The 18,476-nt window shown below is 71.5% G+C and carries 16 protein-coding genes and 1 pseudogene; 7 read left to right on the top strand and 10 right to left on the bottom strand.

The genetic code is table 11. The annotated features are described in order from the left end of the window. Positions 1-29: 29 nt before the first annotated feature. From ACFY5C_RS21880 to ACFY5C_RS21870, 3 genes are all read right to left on the bottom strand, one after another. Positions 30-1,061 carry an esterase-like activity of phytase family protein gene (locus ACFY5C_RS21880; RefSeq protein WP_389446576.1) on the bottom strand — a complete coding sequence of 344 codons (1,032 nt, stop codon included), beginning with the start codon at positions 1,059-1,061 and terminating at the stop codon, positions 30-32. Positions 1,062-1,109: 48 nt separating this feature from the next. Then, on the bottom strand, positions 1,110-1,919 hold the full coding sequence (locus tag ACFY5C_RS21875; RefSeq protein WP_389446575.1) for a serine hydrolase: 810 nt from the start codon (positions 1,917-1,919) through the stop codon (positions 1,110-1,112). 287 nt (positions 1,920-2,206) lie between these two features. Continuing rightward, the gene (locus ACFY5C_RS21870) at positions 2,207-3,160 is read right to left on the bottom strand and encodes a hypothetical protein (RefSeq protein ID WP_389446574.1); all 954 of its coding nucleotides are present in this window, start codon (positions 3,158-3,160) and stop codon (positions 2,207-2,209) included. Positions 3,161-3,293: 133 nt separating this feature from the next. On the opposite strand from ACFY5C_RS21870, the gene ACFY5C_RS21865 reads away from it, so the two are divergent. The 3 genes from ACFY5C_RS21865 to ACFY5C_RS21855 all read left to right on the top strand — a co-directional run bounded on the left by ACFY5C_RS21865 (position 3,294) and on the right by ACFY5C_RS21855 (position 6,883). Beyond that, entirely contained in the window at positions 3,294-5,582 is a 2,289-nt protein-coding gene (locus ACFY5C_RS21865; protein WP_389446572.1) for an ArnT family glycosyltransferase, read from the top strand. Between the two features lie 196 nt (positions 5,583-5,778). Further along, positions 5,779-6,585 (top strand): endonuclease I family protein, encoded by an 807-nt coding sequence (locus tag ACFY5C_RS21860; RefSeq protein ID WP_389446570.1) that lies wholly within the window; start codon positions 5,779-5,781, stop codon positions 6,583-6,585. Between the two features lie 64 nt (positions 6,586-6,649). Next, on the top strand, positions 6,650-6,883 hold the full coding sequence (locus tag ACFY5C_RS21855) for a hypothetical protein (RefSeq protein WP_389446569.1): 234 nt from the start codon (positions 6,650-6,652) through the stop codon (positions 6,881-6,883). A gap of 4 nt (positions 6,884-6,887) precedes the next feature. On the opposite strand, the gene ACFY5C_RS21850 is transcribed toward ACFY5C_RS21855, so the two are convergent. From ACFY5C_RS21850 to ACFY5C_RS21840, 3 genes are read right to left on the bottom strand one after another with little or no spacing between them, the layout of a single operon-like run. Beyond that, positions 6,888-8,576, bottom strand: a complete 1,689-nt coding sequence (locus ACFY5C_RS21850) for a thiamine pyrophosphate-binding protein (protein WP_389446567.1) — start codon at positions 8,574-8,576, stop codon at positions 6,888-6,890. Further along, positions 8,573-9,553: an agmatinase gene (speB, locus tag ACFY5C_RS21845; protein ID WP_389446565.1), complete on the bottom strand. Its 981-nt coding sequence runs from the start codon at positions 9,551-9,553 to the stop codon at positions 8,573-8,575. Before speB ends, ACFY5C_RS21850 begins: the two co-directional genes overlap by 4 nt. Before the next feature lie 57 nt (positions 9,554-9,610). After that, the gene (locus tag ACFY5C_RS21840) at positions 9,611-11,065 is read right to left on the bottom strand and encodes a sodium:solute symporter (RefSeq protein ID WP_389446563.1); all 1,455 of its coding nucleotides are present in this window, start codon (positions 11,063-11,065) and stop codon (positions 9,611-9,613) included. A 144-nt stretch (positions 11,066-11,209) separates the two neighbouring features. On the opposite strand from ACFY5C_RS21840, the gene ACFY5C_RS21835 reads away from it, so the two are divergent. The 3 genes from ACFY5C_RS21835 (at position 11,210) to ACFY5C_RS21825 (ending at position 14,398) form a co-directional block, all read left to right on the top strand. Beyond that, positions 11,210-13,009 carry a PucR family transcriptional regulator ligand-binding domain-containing protein gene (locus tag ACFY5C_RS21835; protein ID WP_389446562.1) on the top strand — a complete coding sequence of 600 codons (1,800 nt, stop codon included), beginning with the start codon at positions 11,210-11,212 and terminating at the stop codon, positions 13,007-13,009. A 73-nt stretch (positions 13,010-13,082) separates the two neighbouring features. Continuing rightward, entirely contained in the window at positions 13,083-13,871 is a 789-nt protein-coding gene (locus ACFY5C_RS21830; protein WP_389446560.1) for a phosphatase, read from the top strand. Between the two features lie 17 nt (positions 13,872-13,888). Next, a complete protein-coding gene (locus ACFY5C_RS21825) occupies positions 13,889-14,398 on the top strand; it encodes a GNAT family N-acetyltransferase (protein ID WP_389446558.1) in 510 nt (169 codons plus the stop codon). Positions 14,399-14,429: 31 nt separating this feature from the next. On the opposite strand, the gene tesB is transcribed toward ACFY5C_RS21825, so the two are convergent. The 3 genes from tesB to ACFY5C_RS21810 form a co-directional block, all read right to left on the bottom strand. Further along, positions 14,430-15,296 carry an acyl-CoA thioesterase II gene (tesB, locus tag ACFY5C_RS21820; RefSeq protein ID WP_389446556.1) on the bottom strand — a complete coding sequence of 289 codons (867 nt, stop codon included), beginning with the start codon at positions 15,294-15,296 and terminating at the stop codon, positions 14,430-14,432. A gap of 50 nt (positions 15,297-15,346) precedes the next feature. Continuing rightward, the gene (locus ACFY5C_RS21815) at positions 15,347-16,504 is read right to left on the bottom strand and encodes an acyl-CoA dehydrogenase family protein (RefSeq protein WP_048584058.1); all 1,158 of its coding nucleotides are present in this window, start codon (positions 16,502-16,504) and stop codon (positions 15,347-15,349) included. Between the two features lie 113 nt (positions 16,505-16,617). After that, positions 16,618-17,298 (bottom strand): DedA family protein, encoded by a 681-nt coding sequence (locus tag ACFY5C_RS21810; RefSeq protein WP_389446554.1) that lies wholly within the window; start codon positions 17,296-17,298, stop codon positions 16,618-16,620. A 323-nt stretch (positions 17,299-17,621) separates the two neighbouring features. On the opposite strand from ACFY5C_RS21810, the pseudogene ACFY5C_RS21805 reads away from it, so the two are divergent. Next, positions 17,622-17,822 (top strand): annotated as a pseudogene (locus ACFY5C_RS21805) (response regulator transcription factor); the annotation flags it as partial. A gap of 39 nt (positions 17,823-17,861) precedes the next feature. Here the strand turns inward: ACFY5C_RS21805 and ACFY5C_RS21800 are convergent. After that, entirely contained in the window at positions 17,862-18,458 is a 597-nt protein-coding gene (locus ACFY5C_RS21800) for a TetR/AcrR family transcriptional regulator (protein ID WP_389446552.1), read from the bottom strand. Positions 18,459-18,476 lie beyond the last annotated feature (18 nt).

The raw sequence follows: 18,476 nt of genomic DNA, 5'->3' as shown, positions 1-18,476 counted from the left end.
CCGCCGCAACAAAGCAGGGGGCGGTGCGCTCAGATACGTACGCGCAGCTGGTAGAACCGGGTCGTCTGTACGGCGTTCTGGTTGTCGTCGCTGACCAGCAGCACCTTCAAGCGATCGCTCGTACGGCCCGCGATCGCCATCCCCTCGATGTTGTCGAGGAGCGGGTTCGGCTGGGGCTGCTTGGCGGTCGCTCCCAGTGACGGGCAGTTCACGAGGTCGGCGAGGAGCGTCTTCCTGATCAGGCGTACGCCGTCCTGGCCGGTGAGCTTCTCGACCCCGCTGGTGTCCGTGGCGCGGCGCGGGTCGGCCAGGTAGAGGCGGACCGTGTTGCCGACGCCGGCGGTGAAGCCGCGCTCCAGGACGAGGAGGCGGCCGTCGGGGGTCGCCTGGACCTCGGGGACACCGAGGCCGGTGTCGGCGCGGTAGGCGTACTGGCGGCCCGGCTCGAAGTGGCCGCCCTTGATCCGGTTCCAGGTCTGGAAGCGGACGATGTCGGCGCTGTCGCCGGTCAGGGCGTACTCCATCGACGCGAGCAGGGTGCGGCCGCCGGGGAGGAGGGTCAGGCCCTCGAAGGTGCCGTTGGGGACGGCGCGGCCGGCCGGGGCGACCCTCAGCGCGTCCGGCACGGGGAGGCGGTCCAGGATCCGGCCGTCACGGGAGTAGCGGCGGACGGAGGGCTCGGTCTCCGAGGAGATCAGCCGGGTGCCGTCCCGGTCGATGACGAGGCCCTCGGAGTCGAGGGCGGCGCCGCTCTCGTCGGCGAGCGGGACGACCCTCTGCGGCGCGAGCGTCCTGCCGTTCAGGCCGAAGAGGGAGGAGCGGTCGGAGAGGGCCGCGAGGGAGCCGTCCCGGTCCACGGCGAGCGCGGAGAAGTTGCCGACGAAGGTGCCCTCGTACGTCGTCTTGTCGAGCGCGTCCTCGAAGCGGTCGATGGAGACGGAGGGCGAGCAGGCGTGGCGGCCCGGCGAGGTGGCGTGGGCGTTCGCGGGGCCGGCGGCGGTGAGGCAGGTGGCCGCCGCCAGGCCCGCGGTGGCGGTCGCGAGTACGGTTCTCAGGCGCATGGGGGTCACCGTAGGGCGGGTCGGTGACGGTGGGGAGACGGGCAGGCGTCAACTGCCGGACGCGGTCAGATTGTTGTGGATGGCCTTGTGGATGGCCTTGGCGACGCCCTGAATGGTCGTGATGCCGTCCTTCATCGTGCTGTTGTCATGGGTGAGCACCGTGATCACATAGTCGTGGCCGGCGCCCTTGAAGGTGCCGACGCTGTGCACCCGCCAGCCGTGGGTGGCCCGTGGCAGCCAGCCGTTCTTGACCGCCACGCTGCACCCGGACGGCACTCCGTACGTGGTGCCCCAGCGCTGCGCCGGGACGACCTGCCCCATCAGCTTCAGGATGTAGGCGCGGGCGTTGTCGCTGAGCACCGTGTTCCTTGCGGTGAGGAGCTTGAGCAGCTTCATCTCGTCCGTGACCGTGATCCGGGTCAGGCCCCAGTGGCCCTTCGCGCCGGGCCTGGTCTGGTTCATGCCGGCGGCGGCGAGGAACGCCTTGATCTTCGTCATGCCGAGCTGCTTCCAGAGCGTGCTGGTCGCGGCGTTGTCCGATTTGGTGATCACGGCTTTGGCCAGGGATGCGTTGCGCGCGGAGAGGGAGCGGTTCTGCGCCTTCGCGTCCCACAGCAACACGGCGAGGACGGTGACCTTGACGACGCTGGCGGAGTCGAAGGCCGTGGCGGGCCGGAGGGTGCAGGTGGTGTCGGTGACCCGGTCGTGGAGGCCGATCGCGATGGTGCCCTTGCGGCGCACGAGTGCGGCGGTGATGTCCTCCTTCAGCTGATCGGCGAGGCCCGCCTGGGCGGACGTACAGCTGACGGTCCGCGTGCTCGCCGCGGTGGCGGGGCCGGCGCCGGCGACCGACGCCATACCGACGACGGCACTCAGCCCTGCCGCGACGACCGCTCTCGTCGCTCTGGCGCGTCCGGAAGCTCCACGCGGCTTCTCGATCGTTGTCCCGTGAGTCATGTCGTGCTGACCAACGAGCGGGCGGGCAAGCCGTACGCTCCGATTGCGCGCCCGTTCCGGAACCGATCCGGATCGGCAGCGGCTGCCTCTGCCTCTGCCTCTGCCTCTGCCTCTGCCTCTGCCTCTGCCTCTGCCGACCCTCCACGTCTCGTGGCTGCCGACTCGAAGGAACGCGCAGTTCCTCGGCGCTAACGCCGCCACCGCACCCCGTGCAGCCGCAGCCGGTGAATCTCCCACCAGGCCACCGCCGTCACCGACACCGGGCCACCGAGGAACGCACAGACCGCGAGCGGCACCGGGCCCGGCGGGAGACCGCCCGCCGACAGGCCGAGGAAGGCGAACACCCAGACCAGGACGGTGGTGACCACCGCGGGCAGGCCCACATGCAGGGCGGACAGGTTGAAGGCGTGGCGCAGCGCCGGGCCGGAGGCGAAACAGAGAAAGAAGATCACCCACCAGAACGGCGCCCAGCACACGAACATCACGAAGGCCCAGAGCAGCACGTTGGCGCCGCCGGGCAGCAGCCCCATCCCCTCGGCCGCCGCCGTGAACAGCAGCGGCACCAGCGTCCAGGCACCGAAGTACCACAGAGCCGACCGGACGGCCGGCCACAGCTGCGTCCGCATGGCCCGCCGCGTCCCGGAGCCGGCCGCCAGGAAGAGCAGCGCCACCACCGCCGCCGCAGTCAACAGCGCCAACCAGGGCGCGTACAACAGCCGTAGCAGGACCTGCGCCGGCGCCTCCTCCAGGTCCTCCCAGCCACCGAACACGGCCAGCAACACCGCCGACATGGCGAGGGCCACCCAGGCCCGCACCCGCTGCACCCGGCGCACCTGGGGGTCCTCGACGTGCCCTTCCGGGCGTACGGGGAAGACCCGGCGGGCGATACGGCGGGCCGTACGGGCCAGTTGGTAGCCGACCAGCAGCGGCACGGTCAGCCACCACAGGCACGGGAGGAACAGCACCAGCACCACCCCGGGGGACACCCGCTCCCGCCGTCCCCGCAACACCTCACCCAGCGGCGGCCATTCGTCCTCACGCAGCCGTCGCCACAGCGGCGTGTAGGGCCGCGGCGGCTCGTTCATGGGCCGCCGCCCGCCGTTCGGCGACGGCCCGGACGGGCGGCGTGCGTCGATGCTCATGGCGTCCCTTCAACGGTCCCGGTAGGGGACGTGCCCCGGCCCGGCCGCGGTTCCCGACCGGAGAGGGAGGATTCAAAGGCAAGGTCAAGGTCCCGCACAGCCCGCACCCACCCCCGCCGCACACCATGCGCGGGTGACATCAGCCACCGATCCTCACCCCCACACGACCGTGACCCCCGACGTGCCGGCCCCGCCCCCGCCCGTGGCGCCCCCGGGCAAGGCACCGCGCTGGTCACTCCCCGCGCTGATCGCGATCCTGATCCTGGCGGCGGTGCTGTATTCCTGGAACCTGTCCGGGTCGAGCCTCAACAGCTTCTACAGCGCCGCCGTGCTGAGCGGCACGCAGAGCTGGGAGGCGTGGTTCTTCGGCTCGCTGGACGCGGGCAACTTCCTCACCGTCGACAAGCCGCCGTTCGCCCTGATGGTCATGGGCCTGTCGTGCCGCGTGTTCGGTTACGGCACCTGGCAGATGATGCTGCCGATGGTCCTGGTCGCGCTGGCGACGATCTGGATCGTGCACGCCTCGGTGAAGCGGGTGTGGGGCCACGGCGCGGCGACGGTGGCCGCGCTGGTCCTGGCCCTGACCCCGATCACGGTCGCCATCAACCGTGACAACAACCCCGACACCCTGCTGGTGTTCCTGATGGCCGGCGGCGCGGCGCTCGCCCTGCGGGCCGTCCACAACGGCAGGCTGCTGCCGCTCGTCGGCTCCGCGGTCTGCTTCGGCCTCGCCTTCAACACGAAGATGCTCCAGGGGTACATCGCGCTGCCCGCCGTCTTCGCGGTCTACCTGTACGCGGCGAAGCCGAAGCTCGTGAAGCGGGTCGTCAACCTCCTCGTCGCGGGCGTCGCTCTCGCGGTCTCCAGCTTCTGGTGGGCGGCGGCGGTGTCGCTCGTCCCGGCCGACGACCGCCCCTACATCGGCGGTTCGACGGACGGGACGGCCTGGGACCTGATCATGGGCTACAACGGCCTGGGCCGGATCCTCGGCGGCGAGGGCAACGGCGGAGGCGGCGGTGGCGGCGGAGGTGGCGGCTTCTCCGGTACCGCAGGGCTCGGCCGCCTCTTCAACGACATCCTCGGCGGCCAGATCTCCTGGCTGATCCCGTTCGCGGCCATCGCCTGCATCGGCGGCCTGGTGCTGTGCGGCCGCGCCCCGCGCACCGACCTCACCCGTGCCGCGCTGCTGCTGTGGGGCGGCTGGACGGCCCTGCACTACCTGACCTTCGCTCTGGCCGAGGGCACGATGCACCCGTACTACACGACCGCGCTCGCCCCCGGCATCGCGGCCCTGTGCGGGGGCGGCGGTGTGATGCTGCTGCGCTCGTTCCGCGCCGACAAGCGGTGGGCGTGGGTGCTGCCGGCGGGGCTGGGCATCACGGCGCTCTGGGCTGTCGTACTCCTGAGGCGGGCCTCCGGCTGGAACACCTGGCTGTGGCCGGCGATCGCCGTCGTCATGGCGCTGGCGATCGTGGGACTGCTCGTCTTCCGGTCCGCGTCCGGGACACGGGCACGGCTGCTGGCGGCATCCGTGGTGGCGGCGGTCGTCGCGGCCGTGGCGGGCCCGGCGGCGTACGCCTGGTCGGTGCCGTCCGGTTCGGGCGGCGGCATGGGCGGCACGAACCCGACGGCCGGGCCCTCGACGGGGAGCGGCTTCGGCGGTGGTCCCGGTGGCGGCGGTGGCGGCGGTGGCGGCGGCCGGGGTGGCTTCCCGGGCGGCGGGACCGACGTGCCGGGGGGCGCGCTGCAGGGCCAGAACGGCCAGGCCGGTGCGCGCCAGGGCCAGAACGGCGAGATGCCGGGCGGCGGGGGCGGCCAACTCCCCGGCGGACAGGGCGGGCAGAGCGGGCAGGGCTCCGGCGGCAACGCCGGGGCGGCCGGTGCGCCACCGGGGGGCACCGGCGGCAATGCGGGTACGGCCGACGGCGGTACCGGAACCGGCAACGGCACGGGCGGCCGACCAGGCGCCACGGCCGGTGGCGGCGGCATGGGCGGCGGTAGGGGCGGCGGCGCGAGCAGTGAGCTCATCGCCTATCTCGAGAAGCACCGGGACGGCGCCAAGTGGCTGCTGGCGGTGTCGAGTTCGCAGAGCGCGGCCCAGCTGATCGTCAGCAGCGGTGAGCCCGTCATCTCCATGTGGGGCTGGTCCGGCAGCGACAAGGCGATGACCCTGGCCAAGCTCAAGGAGCTGGTGAAGAAGGGTGAGCTGCACTACATCCAGCTCGGTGGCGGCGGCATGGGCGGCGGTCCCGGCGGCGGCTCGACCCTCTCCACCGAGGTGACGGAGTGGGTGCAGAAGAACGGCACGGCGGTGAAGGAGAGCGAGTACAGCAAGAGCTCGACCTCCGACTCCGATTCGGACGACAGCAGTACGTCCACGGAGTCGTCGATCTACCGTCTGGACCCGTCGGACGTCAGCTGACCCCGACCCGCTCCGCACTCAACGGCCCCCGGCCCACCCGCCGGGGGCCGTTCCGGCGCGTCAACTCGCGTAGACAAGCCCCGATTTGCCGTTTCACGTCACCCAATGGACACGTGCAAGCCCTCGACATGACCACATGTCCATGTCACTCTCCCGTTTGCCGCCTCCATTCAACCCGCGTAGATGGGACCCCCACATGTCGGCGACACACATAAGCCGCAGCCGCTGGAAGTCCGTGGCGCTCACCACGGCCGCCGTTCTGGTCGGCCTCACCACCCCGGCACTCACCGCCGCTCCGGCCGCCGCGACGACGACGGAGTACGACGACACGTACTACGCCGACGCGATCGGCAAGACCGGCACGGCCCTGAAGGACTCGCTGCACGAGATCATCAGCGACCAGACCACGCTCTCGTACTCGGCCGTCTGGAACGCCCTGAAGGTCACCGACCAGGACCCGAACAACAGCAACAACGTGGTCCTGCTCTACAGCGGCATCTCCCGCAGCAAGTCCCTCAACGGCGGCAACACCGGGAACTGGAACCGCGAGCACGTGTGGGCCCAGTCCCACGGCGACTTCGGCACCTCCGCCGGACCCGGCACCGACCTGCACCACCTGCGCCCCGAGGACGTGCAGGTCAACAGCATCCGCGGCAACAAGGACTTCGACAACGGCGGCAGCAGCTTCACCAACTCCGGCGGCAGCCTGACCGACTCGAACTCCTTCGAGCCGCGCGACGCCGTCAAGGGCGACGTGGCCCGCATGATCCTCTACATGGCCGTCCGCTACGAGGGTGACGACAGCTGGCCCGACCTGGAGGCCAACGACTCCATCAACGGCAGCGTTCCCTACCACGGCCGCCTCTCGGTCCTGAAGCAGTGGAACGACGAGGACCCGCCGAACGCCTCGGAGGAGCGCCGCAACGAGGTCATCTACGACAGCTACCAGGGCAACCGCAACCCGTTCATCGACCACCCGGAGTGGGTCGAGTCGATCTGGTAGGCCACCGGGCGTACCACCTGTGCAGCGGAGTGACCTGCGCCGATCCGATGCCGTTGACCCGGCCATGAAGAAGATCAGCGCGCTCGCCGCGCTCACCATGGCAGCCCTCGTACTCGCCGCCCCGGCCCACGCCGACGACGGCGACCGGGGACGTATCACCCTCGCCGGCTACTCCAGCGCCGGCCTCTGCAAGAAGGCGCTCGCGCTCGTCCCCTGGGCCGTACCGTTGACCGGCCCCGCGGTGGACGACGCCTGCTCCAACCGCGACCACGTCTACGATTCGCGCGACGACCGCTGAGGCGTCACGTCGCCAGGTGCGTGGGCGCGAACATCCGCAGGACCGCCGGGAGTACGACCACCGACGGGCCAGGGGTCTGAAGCGCCTTCGTCAGATCCGCCTCCAGTGTCTCCGGGGTCGTACGGACCCCGGGGACGCCGAAGGACTCGGCCAGGGCCACGTAGTCGGGGCGGGTCAGCTCCGTCGCCGTGGCCTCGCCGAAGGCGTCCGTCATGTACTCGCGCAGGATGCCGTAGCCGCCGTCGTCGACGATCAGCCAGGTGACCGGCAGGTCGTACTGCCTGGCCGTCGCCAGCTCGGCGATCGAGTACAGGGCCCCGCCGTCGCCGGACACCGCGAGCACCGGGAGGGTCGGGTCCGCGGCGGCCGCGCCGAGTGCCGCCGGGAAGCCGTAGCCGAGGCCGCCGGCGCCCTGGGCGGTGTGCATGTGATTGGGGCCCTTGGCGTCGAAGGCCGACCAGGCCCAGTAGGCCAGGATCGTCATGTCCCAGAAGGACGGGGAGTCGGCGGGGAGCGCCTTGCGGACGGACGCCAGCACGTCCTGTTCCAGGGTGAGTTCCTGGGCGGCGATGCGGTCGGCGACCTTCGCGAGGACGGCTCGTACCCGCTCGGACGCGGTGGGGTCCGTGCGCTCCGTCACCGTCTCCAGCAGCGCCTGCAACGCGAGCCGCGCGTCCGCGTGGATGCCCAGTGCGGGATGGTTGGACTCCAGCTTGCCGAGGTCCGCCTCGATCTGGATGACCCGACCCCGCGGCTTGAACGTGTGGTAGTTCGAGGAGAGTTCGCCCAGCCCCGAGCCGACGACAAGCAGTACGTCGGCGTCCTCCAGGAAGTCCGTCGTGTGCCGGTCCTCGATCCAGGACTGGAGGGACAGCGGGTGCGTCCAGGGGAACGCGCCCTTGCCGCCGGGGGTCGCGACGACGGGCGCCTGAAGCGTTTCCGCCAGCTGCCGCAGCTTGCCCGAGGCGTCCGCCCGCACCACTCCCCCGCCCGCGATGATCGCCGGGCGCTCGGCGTGGGACAGCAGGTGGGCGGCCACCGCCGTCAGTTCGGGGCGGGGCGGCAGCTCCTCGGGGAAGGCGTCGCCACCCGTCACCACCGGGACCGACGTCTCGGCGAGCAGCACGTCCTGCGGGATCTCCACCCACACCGGGCCGTGCGGGGCCGTCAGCGCCGACTTCCAGGCCGCCTCGATCGCGGAGGGGATCTGGGACTGGGTGCGGACCGTGTGGACCGACTTCACCACGCCCCTGAACGAGGCCGCCTGGTCCGGGAGTTCGTGCAGATAGCCGTGCCTGCCGCCACCCAGCCCCGCCGTCGGGATCTGGCTGCTGATCGCCAGCACGGGCGCCGACGCCGCGGCCGCCTCCTGCAGCGCGGCCAGCGAGGTCAGCGCACCCGGGCCCGTCGACAGCAGCAGCGGGGCCGCCTCGCCCGTGATCCGGCCGTACGCGTCGGCCGCGAACCCGGCGTTGTTCTCCACCCGCAGCCCGATGTACCGCAGGTCGGAGCGGCGCAACGCGTCGAACATGCCGAGCGCGTGCTGGCCGGGCAGCCCGAAGACCGTCGTCGTGCCGAGCGCCGCCAGCGTCTCCACGACCAGGTCCCCGCCGTTGCGCCCGGCGGGAGGATTCAGTGCAGCGTCGATCTGCGCCTGAGTCGGGCGGAGTACCAGGTCGTGGTCGTGAGTCACTTCGCTTCCGAGTCCTTCCGGGCCGCCGCGATCTGGCGGGACATGATCGTGGTGAGCTCGTACGCCGTGTGGGACGCGGCCACCGACGTGATCTCGGCGTGATCGTACGCGGGCGCCACCTCGACGACGTCCGCCGAGACCAGGTTGCAGGACGCGAGGCCCCGCAGGATCTCCAGCAGCTCGCGCGAGGTCATGCCGCCGGCCTCGGGGGTGCCGGTGCCGGGCGCATGGGCCGGGTCGAGGCAGTCGATGTCGATGGAGATGTACAGCGGGCGGTCGCCGATGCGCTGGCGCAGCTGGTCGGCCACCTCGTCGGCGCCGCGGCGGTAGACGTCCGCCGAGGTGACGATGCCGAAGCCCATCTTCTCGTCGTCGGTCAGGTCCTGCTTGCCGTACAGCGGACCGCGGATGCCGACGTGGGAGAGCGCCTCGGTGTCGAGGATGCCCTCCTCCACCGCCCGCCGGAACGGGGTGCCGTGGGTGTACTCCGCACCGAAGTACGTGTCCCAGGTGTCGAGGTGGGCGTCGAAGTGGAGCAGGGCGACCGGGCCGTGCTTCTTGGCGACCGAGCGCAGCAGCGGCAGCGCGATGGTGTGGTCGCCGCCGAGCGTCATCAGGCGGGCGCCGCTGCCGAGCAGGTCGTCGGCGGCCGCCTCGACGGTCTCCACGGCCTCGTTGATGTTGAACGGGTTCACGGCGATGTCGCCGCCGTCCGCCACCTGCGCGAGGGCGAAGGGGGAGGCGTCCTGCGCCGGGTTGTACGGGCGCAGCAGCCGGGACGCCTCGCGGATCGCGTTGCCGCCGAAGCGGGCGCCCGGCCGGTACGAGACGCCCGAGTCGAACGGTACGCCGACCACGGCGACGTCGGCGCGGCCGACCTCGTCGAGGCGCGGGAGCCGGGCGAAGGTCGCGGGACCGGCGTACCGCGGGATGCGGGAGGAGTCGACGGGGCCGCGGGGCGTCTCGTTGCTGCTCATGAGGAAATGCCTTCTTTCCTACGCTTCATCGCGTATGCGGGATATCTGCCTATGACTCTACTGGTGAGCCGGCACAGGTTCGGACACGAGTTCGGGATCCCGCCCGGCGAGGCGCTCACGCCAGGCGTCGAGTACGGCCGCGTCGGTCGGCTTTGTCATCAAGGAGACGGCGATGTACACGGCGAGGGAAGACAGCAGGCCGTAGTAGACGGGCTCGTTGGCGAGAATGCCGTAGGTCGCCATCAGGGCGATGACGGCGAGACCGCCGACCGCGACGGCGGCGAGCGCACCCTGGGCCGTACCCCGCTTCCACAGCAGTCCGCCGAGGATCGGGACGAGGAGTCCGCCGACGAGCAGGTTGTACGCCACCGTCAGCGCCTCGACGACGTTGTTGAGCGCGATGGCCGTACCGATCACGGCGAGGCCCATGATGAGGATGAAGACGCGGTTGCCCTGCACCTCGTCCCGCTCACCGGTCGTGATTCTCCCCCGCAGCCGTGACCAGATGTCGTTGTTGGCGACGGTCGCGCAGGCGATGAGCGCCCCGGAGGAGGTGGACATTACGGCCGCGAGGGCGGCGGCCAGCACCAACCCGCGCACGCCGACCGGGAGTTCGTCCTTGACGATGGTCGCGAAGGCGTCGTCCGGGCTGCCGAGCTTGGGATAGAGCACCTTGGCCGCGGTACCGATGACGGCGCCGGCGAGGGCGTAGGCGAGACAGTAGGTGCCCGCGACGGTGCCGCCCCACTTGGCGGTCTTGTCGCTGCGGGCGGTGAACACGCGCTGCCAGATGTCCTGCCCGATCAGCATGCCGAAGGTGTAGATCAGGACGTAGGTGAAGATCGTCTCGCCGCCGATGCCGAGCGGGTCGAAGTACTCGGTGGGCAGCTGGGCCTTCATCTCGCTGAACCCGCCGGCCTTGACCACGGCGATGGGCAGGAGCAGCAGGAGCACGCCGACGGTCTTCACCACGAACTGCACCATGTCGGTGAGCGTGATCGACCACATGCCACCGAGCGTCGAGTAGGCGACGACGATCGAGCCGCCCAGGATGATCGCGACGGTGCGGTTCATGTCGAACAGGACGTCGAAGATCGTGGCGTACGCGATGGTCGACGTGGTCGCGAGCATGAGGGTGTACGCCCACATGACGACGCCGGAGATGACGCCGGCCCGGCCGCCGTAGCGCAGGTCGAGCATCTCGGAGACGGTGTACACCTTCAGGCGGGCGATGCGCGCCGAGAAGAACACGGAGAGCGCGAGCAGCCCGAGGCCGATGGTGAACACCATCCAGGCGCCGGAGAGGCCGTACTGGTAGCCGAGCCCGACACCGCCGATGGTGGACGCGCCGCCGAGGACGATCGCGGCCATGGTGCCGGAGTACATCGTCGGCCCGAGCCGGCGGCCTGCGACCAGGAACTCGCTCTTGGACTTGGCACGGCGCATGCCCCACCAGCCCATGGCCAGCATGCCGGCCAGATAGACGACGATGACTGCGTAGTCGACGGCCACAGAGACCTCCCTCAATCGGACACTCGAAATTCGGACACTCGAAGTCGCCGGCGGGTGACAGGGGTCGACACTAGGTGGCCGGAAAGCGACTGCGAAGTGTACGTTTCATCCATCTGCGGTTGCGCGACTGAAGGAAACATCCACATGCCGGAGCCGGCCGTTCCGCCCACTCCTCCCGTGCCGCTCTCCGCGCTGCTGGCCAGAGAGGATCTGGCCCTGCGCCGGATCGCCGGACCGGCCGACGCGGACACGGTGATCCACTGGGCGCACACCTCGGAAATGGCCGATCCCTTTCCCTACCTTCTGGGCGGCGAGCTGCTGCTGACGGCGGGCGTCCACGTCCCGGAGGCGGCGGGCTCGGGCACGTACTTCGACGACTACGTGTCGCGGATCGTCGCGGCGGGCGGCGCGGCCCTCGGCTTCGGGCTCGCCCCCGTGCACGACACGGTCCCGCGTGCCCTGGTGGCGGCGTGCGACGCCTACGACCTCCCGCTCCTGGAGGTCCCGCCGCAGACCACCTTCTCCGGCGTGGCCCGCGCGGTCTGGCAACTCATGGCCCAGGCCCGCCACGCCGAACTGCGCCGCGTGACGGAGGCCCAGCAGAGCCTTGCGGCAGCGGCGTCCCGCCCGGACCCGGTACGCGCCGTCCTGCGGCAGCTGGCCCAGCGCGTGGGCGGCTGGGCAGTGCTGTACGGGCCGGAGGGGGCGGTGATCGGGGAGGCGGGGCGCTCGGCGCCGGGGGGTGCGGTGCGAGGGGCCCTGGCGGAGCTGGCGGGGGTGGTACGGCCGGTGGCGCCGACATCGGGCGGCGAAACCGCGCGGCAGCCGTCCGCCACGCAGGTCACGCGAGCGACGCCGTACCCGCAACCCACGACCACCGGCCCGGACTCCCCCCGATCAACCAGCGACCCGCAAGCCACCCGACCGACCGGCACCCCGGACACCGCGCGAGCGTCCGCAGGCCCGCAAGCCACCCAGCCGACCACCGGCCCGCGAGCCGCCCCGACCACCGCCGGCCCGCAAGCCACCCGGCCGCCCGGAGCCCCGGACGCCGGGCGGGCGGGCGGTCGCGGTTCCGTAGGGCAGGCCGGCCGCCTCGAAGCCCCGCGTCCGGGCTCCGGGTCACCCGCCACCCCCTCCTCCGCCTCGGACACCATCGCGGGCACCCACCTCTCCGCCTACGCCCTCGGTACCGGGCAGGGCTTCGTTCTCGGTGTCGCCGCCCCGCGCCGGGACTCCGGCGATCACACCATCGCCTCCGTCGCCGCCGTGCTCCTCTCCCTCCTCACCGGCGAGCACCAGAGCGGCTCGGGAGCGGCCCGCTCGTCCGCGCTGGTACGGCTGCTGCTGGGGGCCGAGCCGGAGGCGGTGGCTCCGCTGCTGGGTGCGGAGCGCTGGCTGGTGGTTCACGGCAGTCCGGACACCCAGCCCTGCGACCCCGTGGCCGCCTCCGCGCTGGGCGCGGCCCTGGGCTCCCCGCTGGTCGACCTGGCGCCGGACGTCGTACGCGTCCTCGCCCCGGCGGACCGCGAACCGGCCCCGCAGCCGGGCTGGACCCTGGGCGTCAGCGCCCCGGCGACCGCGCAGGACTGGCCGGCTGCAGACACCCAGGCGGCGCGGGCCCTGTCCAGGGCGAGGGCCACGCGTACGCCCCTGTTCCGGCACGGCACCCAACGCCCGGCCCTCACCGACCTGCTCGCCCCCGACGAGGCCGAGGCCCACGCCCGCGACCTCCTCGCGCCGCTCACCGCCCCGCTCACGGAGACCCTGCGCACCTGGCTCTCCCTGCACGGCAGCTGGGACCGCACGGCCGTTGCCCTGTCCGTCCACCGCAACACCGTCCGGCAGCGGATCGCCCGGTGCGCGGCGCTGCTGGAGACGGACCTGGACGACCCGGACGTACGGATGGAACTGTGGTTCGCCCTACGCCGGATCGAGCCATGATCCGCAAGTGACCCGCGTCGCACGCGCCCCGGACGCGGCCGTTCCAGCAGTTGTCTGCCTCACAATGGGAACCATGCCGATACCCGGGACACCCAGCCGCGCCGAGCTTGTCGACCACCTCGTCAGAACCCGAATCGCGGGCGACGTCGCCACTCCCCGCGAGAACAACCTCTCCCACTACCGCAAGCTGGCGAACGGCGACCGCCACTACTGGCTCGGCCTGGAGCTCGGCGACCGCTGGTCCGACGAGCAGGACGTGCTCGCGGTGATGGCGGAGCGCGTCGGCGTGAACGACGACGCGGAGCACCGCCACGGGCAGGACACCATCGACCCCGAGCTGACGGTGGCCGCGCTGGAGCGCATGGCGGCCCGGCTGCGCAAGGCGGCGGACGGCGGCCAGCGGGTCCTGTTCGCGACCGGCCACCCGGGCGGCCTGCTGGACGTCCACCGCGCGACGGCGGACGCCCTGCGCACGGCGGGCTGCGAGATCGTCGTGATCCCGGACGGCCTGCAGACCGACGAGGGTTACGTCATGCAGTTCGCGGACGTCGCGGTCCTGGAACACGGCGCCACCCTCTGGCACACCCACTCCGGGGAGCCGATGAAGGCCATCCTGAGGGGACTTGAGCGCGAGGGCCGTCCGCTGCCGGACCTGGTCGTCGCCGACCACGGCTGGGCGGGCTACGCCGGACAGCACGGGGTGGACTCCATGGGCTACGCGGACTGCAACGACCCGGCGCTGTTCCTCGCGGAGGCGGAGGGGACGGTTCAGGTGGTGGTACCGCTGGACGACCATGTGGTGAGCCCGCGCTACTACGACCCGATGACTGCGTTCCTGCTGGCGGAGGCGGGGCTCGGCTAGAACGGGCAGGGGGCCTCGTGCTGTTGCGCAACGTCACACCGGACGACGTCGACGCCTACGTCCGCATGCGCTGCGATCCCGTCATGATGGCGGACCTCGGCGGACCCCTTCCGCGCGAGGGCATCCGGGACAAGGTCCTGCGGGACGCCCGGGAGGCGGCGGCGGATCTCGCCTGGATCAAGATGATCGTGCCGGCGCCGGACGTGCCCGACGTGGTGGCGGGGAACGTGACCCTCTGGTCGTACGACACGGACGACGGGCCCGTCTCCGAGATCGGCTGGATGGTCCTGCCGGAGTTCCAGGGCCGGGGACTGGGAAAGCGTGCTGTCCGGGCCCTCCTCGAACAGGCCCGGGACGAGGACCGCTGGGGTGTCGTGCACGCCTTCCCGGCCACGGGGAACGGAGCCTCGAACGGCATCTGTCGCTCGCTCGGCTTCCGGTTGCTCGGCGAACGCGAGGTGACGTTCGCCGACCGGGTCCTGCGAAGCAACCACTGGACCGTCGACCCTCGCGTCGATCTGGCCTGACGTCAGGGCTGCCGGGCGGGGCGCGGGCGGGTCACCGCGGGATGCGGACCACGCCCTCCTGGATGACCGACACCGCCAACTGCCCGTCCTGGGTGTAGATGCGGGCCTGCCCGAGGCCGCGCCCGCCGTGCGCCGACGGCGACTCCTGGTCGTACAACAGCCACTCGTCCGCGCGGAACGGGCGGTGGAACCACATCGCGTGGTCCAGTGAGGCGCCGACCACGTCACCGACCGCCCAGCCGCCCCGCCCGTGCGCGAGCAGCACGGAGTCGAGGAGGGTCATGTCGGAGACGTACGTGGCGAGTACGACGTGGAGCAGGGGGTCGTCGGCCAGTTTGCCGTTGGTGCGGAACCACACCTGGGAGTGCGGTTCGCGGGGCTCGCCGAACCTGCCGTACGGCGGCTCGTCGACATAGCGCAGGTCGACCGCCTCGCGCGCCTCCAGGAACTTCTCCACCACCGCCGGATCGAGGTGGCCGTAGTCCCGCAGCCGCTCCTTCGAGGTGGGCAGCGTCGCCGGGTCGGGCGCGGGGGGCATGGGGGCCTGGTGGTCCATCCCCTCCTCGTACAGCTGGAAGGAGGCGGACAGCGCGAAGATCGGCTTGCCGTGCTGCACCGCGACCACCCTGCGGGTGGTGAAGGAGCGGCCGTCACGCATCCGGTCGACGTTGTAGACGATGGGCGCGCCCGGGTCCCCGGCGCGCAGGAAGTACGCGTGCAGCGAGTGGGCGTGGCGGTCCTCGGGGACCGTACGCCCGGCCGCGACGAGCGCCTGGGCCGCGACCTGTCCGCCGAACACGCGCGGGACGACGGCGGACCGGGACTGGCCGCGGAATATGTCCTCCTCGATCTGCTCCAGGTCGAGCAGATCGAGGAGTCCCTGTAGTGCCTGGTTCATGGCACCTTTTCTACTGGCAGGTAATTGCGCGGACTTTGCGAGTCCGTGTCCTACAGGCCCATGTCCTTCGCGATGATCGACTTCATGATCTCGCTGGTGCCGCCGTAGATCCGGTTGACGCGGTTGTCCGCGTACAGGCGGGCGATCGGGTACTCGTTCATGAAGCCGTAGCCGCCGTGCAGCTGGAGGCAGCGGTCGATCACGCGGTGCGCGACCTCGGTGCAGAAGAGCTTCGCGGAGGCGGCCTCGGCGGGCGTCAGCTCGCCGGCGTCCAGGGCCTCCAGCGCGCGGTCGGCGACCGCCTCGGCGGCGTCGACCTCGGCCTGGCAGGCGGCCAGCTCGAACTTGGTGTTCTGGAAGGACGCGACGGACTTGCCGAAGACGGTGCGGTCCTGCACGTACTCCTTGGCGAACCGGACGGCGGCCTTGGCCTGCGCGTAGGCACCGAAGGCGATGCCCCAGCGCTCGGAGGCGAGGTTGTGGCCGAGGTAGTAGAAGCCCTTGTTCTCCTCGCCGAGGAGGTCCTCGACCGGGACCTTCACGTCGACGAACGCCAGCTCGGCGGTGTCGGAGGTCTTCAGGCCGAGCTTGTCCAGCTTGCGGCCGACGGAGTAGCCCTCGGACTTGGTGTCGACGGCGAACAGGGAGATGCCGTGGCGGCGGTCCTCGGCGCTGGGCGCGTCGGTGCGGGCGCAGACGATCACGCGGTCGGCGTGGACGCCGCCGGTGATGAAGGTCTTGGCGCCGTTGAGGACGTAGTGCGTGCCGTCCTCGCTCAGCTTGGCGGTGGTCTTCATGCCCGCGAGGTCGGAGCCGGTGCCCGGCTCGGTCATCGCCAGCGCCCACATCTCCTCACCGGAGACGAACTTCGGCAGGAACCGCTTCTTCTGCTCGTCGGAGGCGAGCATCTTGATGTACGGCAGGCCGAGCAGCACGTGCACGCCGGAGCCGCCGAACTGGACGCCCGCGCGGGCGGTCTCCTCGTACATCACGGCTTCGAACTTGTACGAGTCGATGCCGGCGCCGCCGTACTCCTCGTCGACGCGGATGCCGAAGACGCCGAGCTCGGCGAGCTTGTAGTAGAAGTCGCGGGGCGCCTGGCCCGCCGCGAACCACTCGTCGTAGACCGGGACGACCTCGGCCTCGATGAAGGCGCGGATGGTCTCCCGGAACGCCTCGTGATCCTCGCTGAACACCGTACGGCGCACCGCCGCCACCTCCACACGTCCATGTCTAAGCGCTTGCTCACTCAACCGTACCGGCGGGTATCCACAGGCGTCCAGGGGTCAAGGTCCGTAACGCTCGTCACTCCAGGACCGCCCTAGGGGCGCTTCCCGAAACCGGACCCGGCCGGCCGCCGCCGCTGTCCCCGCCCGGCCCGCAGCAGCCGTACGCCCACGAACCCCAGGGCCGCCACGGCCACGATCACCAGGATCGCCTTGGAGTACAGGCCGACCAGGTCGGTGACCTCGTGCCAGCGGGCGCCGAGGGCGTAGCCGGCGGCGATGAAGGCGGTGTTCCAGATGAAGCTGCCGGCCGTGGTCAGGGCGAGGAACACAGGGAGCCGCATGCGTTCGACTCCCGCCGGGATCGAGATCAGACTGCGGAAGACGGGCACGAAACGGCCGAAGAACACGGCCTTGGTGCCGTGCCGGAGGAACCAGGCCTCGGTCCGTTCCACGTCGGCGGCCTTCACCAGCGGCAGCCTCGCCGCCACCGCGATCAGCCGGTCCCGGCCCAGGAGGGCGCCCAGCAGGTAGAGGGCCAGTGCGCCCGCCACCGAACCTGCCGTCGTCCAGGCGACGGCGCCGACGACGCCCATCCGGCCCTGGCTCGCCGTGAACCCCGCCAGCGGCAGGATCACCTCGCTCGGCAGCGGCGGGAAGAGGTTCTCCAGGGCGATGGCCAGTCCGGCGCCGGGGCCGCCCAGCTTCTCCATCAGGTCGGCGGCCCAGCCGGCGACTCCACCGACGGCCGCCTCGGACGCAGCAGCAATGATCATGCGGGCCACTTTACGAACTCTTGACCTAAGGGCGGTATGAGGAGGGCCTCATATCCGGCTGTGGGGACCCGCACAGAAGGGGACCCGCCGCACAGAAAGAGTGCGGTTGTCCGCAGGGCGCCGCCCCGGCCGCCTTGGCCAGCCCGACCCGTCGTGACCGGATTCACCGAGCGCCGGCTCCACCTCGCCGCCGGGCTGCTGCTGGGCGGCCTGACGGCGATGGCCGAGCTCGCCTGCGCAGGCCGATGGCCCGGCGCCCTTCCTCCGTCCCCGCGAGCGCGCTGCGCCTCGCCGCCCCGGAGCGGCGCCGCCTCGCGGTCCCCGACCCGCCGCACGGGCTCACGCCGCGGGAGCGCGACGTCCTGACGCCGACGGCGCAGGGCTGCACCAACGCGGCCATCGCACAGCAGCTCCATGTCTCACAGATCGCCGTCGAGAAGCACCACCACGCGACCTTCGACAAGTGCGGCCTGGCCGGCACGACCGGATACAGCCGCCGCGTCCTCGCCGTACTGCGTCACCTGAGCGCCCCGGCCGAGGGGTGGCGCAGGCAGCCGTACGGCTCACTCCACCCCGGCCGCCCCGAACGCCCCTCGCGCCATCCGGTGCAGCAGCACCGCCGTGACCCCGCGCCCCGGCAGCGCCCCCGGCCGCCCCAGGTGCGGCGTCGAGTTCAGCAGCCCGAACACCGAGTGCACGGCCGACCGGGCAGTCGGCTCCGTGAGGTCCGGGTACACCTTGCGCACCACCTCGACCCACAGCTCGACGTACTGGCGCTGGAGCTGGCGTACGAGCTTGCGGTCGCTGTCGCGCAGGCGGTCCAGCTCGCGGTCGTGCAGGGTGATGAGGGGACGGTCGTCGAGGGCGAAGTCGATGTGGCCCTCGATGAGCGAGTCGAGCACCGCCTCCGGCGGCACGCCGTCGGCCTCCGTGAGGCGCCGCTTCGCGCCGGTCAGCAGCTGGCCGCTGATGCCGACCAGCAACTCGGCGAGCATCGCGTCCTTGCCGGCGAAGTGCCGGTAGAGACCGGGGCCGCTGATGCCCACGGCGGCGCCTATCTCGTCGACACCGACGCCGTGGAATCCACGCTCGGCGAAGAGCCGCGCGGCCTCCTTGAGGATCTGTTCGCGGCGGGTCGGGGCGTCGGTTCTGGTGGCCATGGAAGCAATTCTAGACAG

Origin of the sequence: Streptomyces sp. NPDC012935, assembly GCF_042900345.1 — a bacterium.
Lineage (GTDB): Bacteria > Actinomycetota > Actinomycetes > Streptomycetales > Streptomycetaceae > Streptomyces.
Note: the sequence above shows the minus strand (reverse complement) of the source record. Positions and strands in the feature narration are given on the sequence as shown.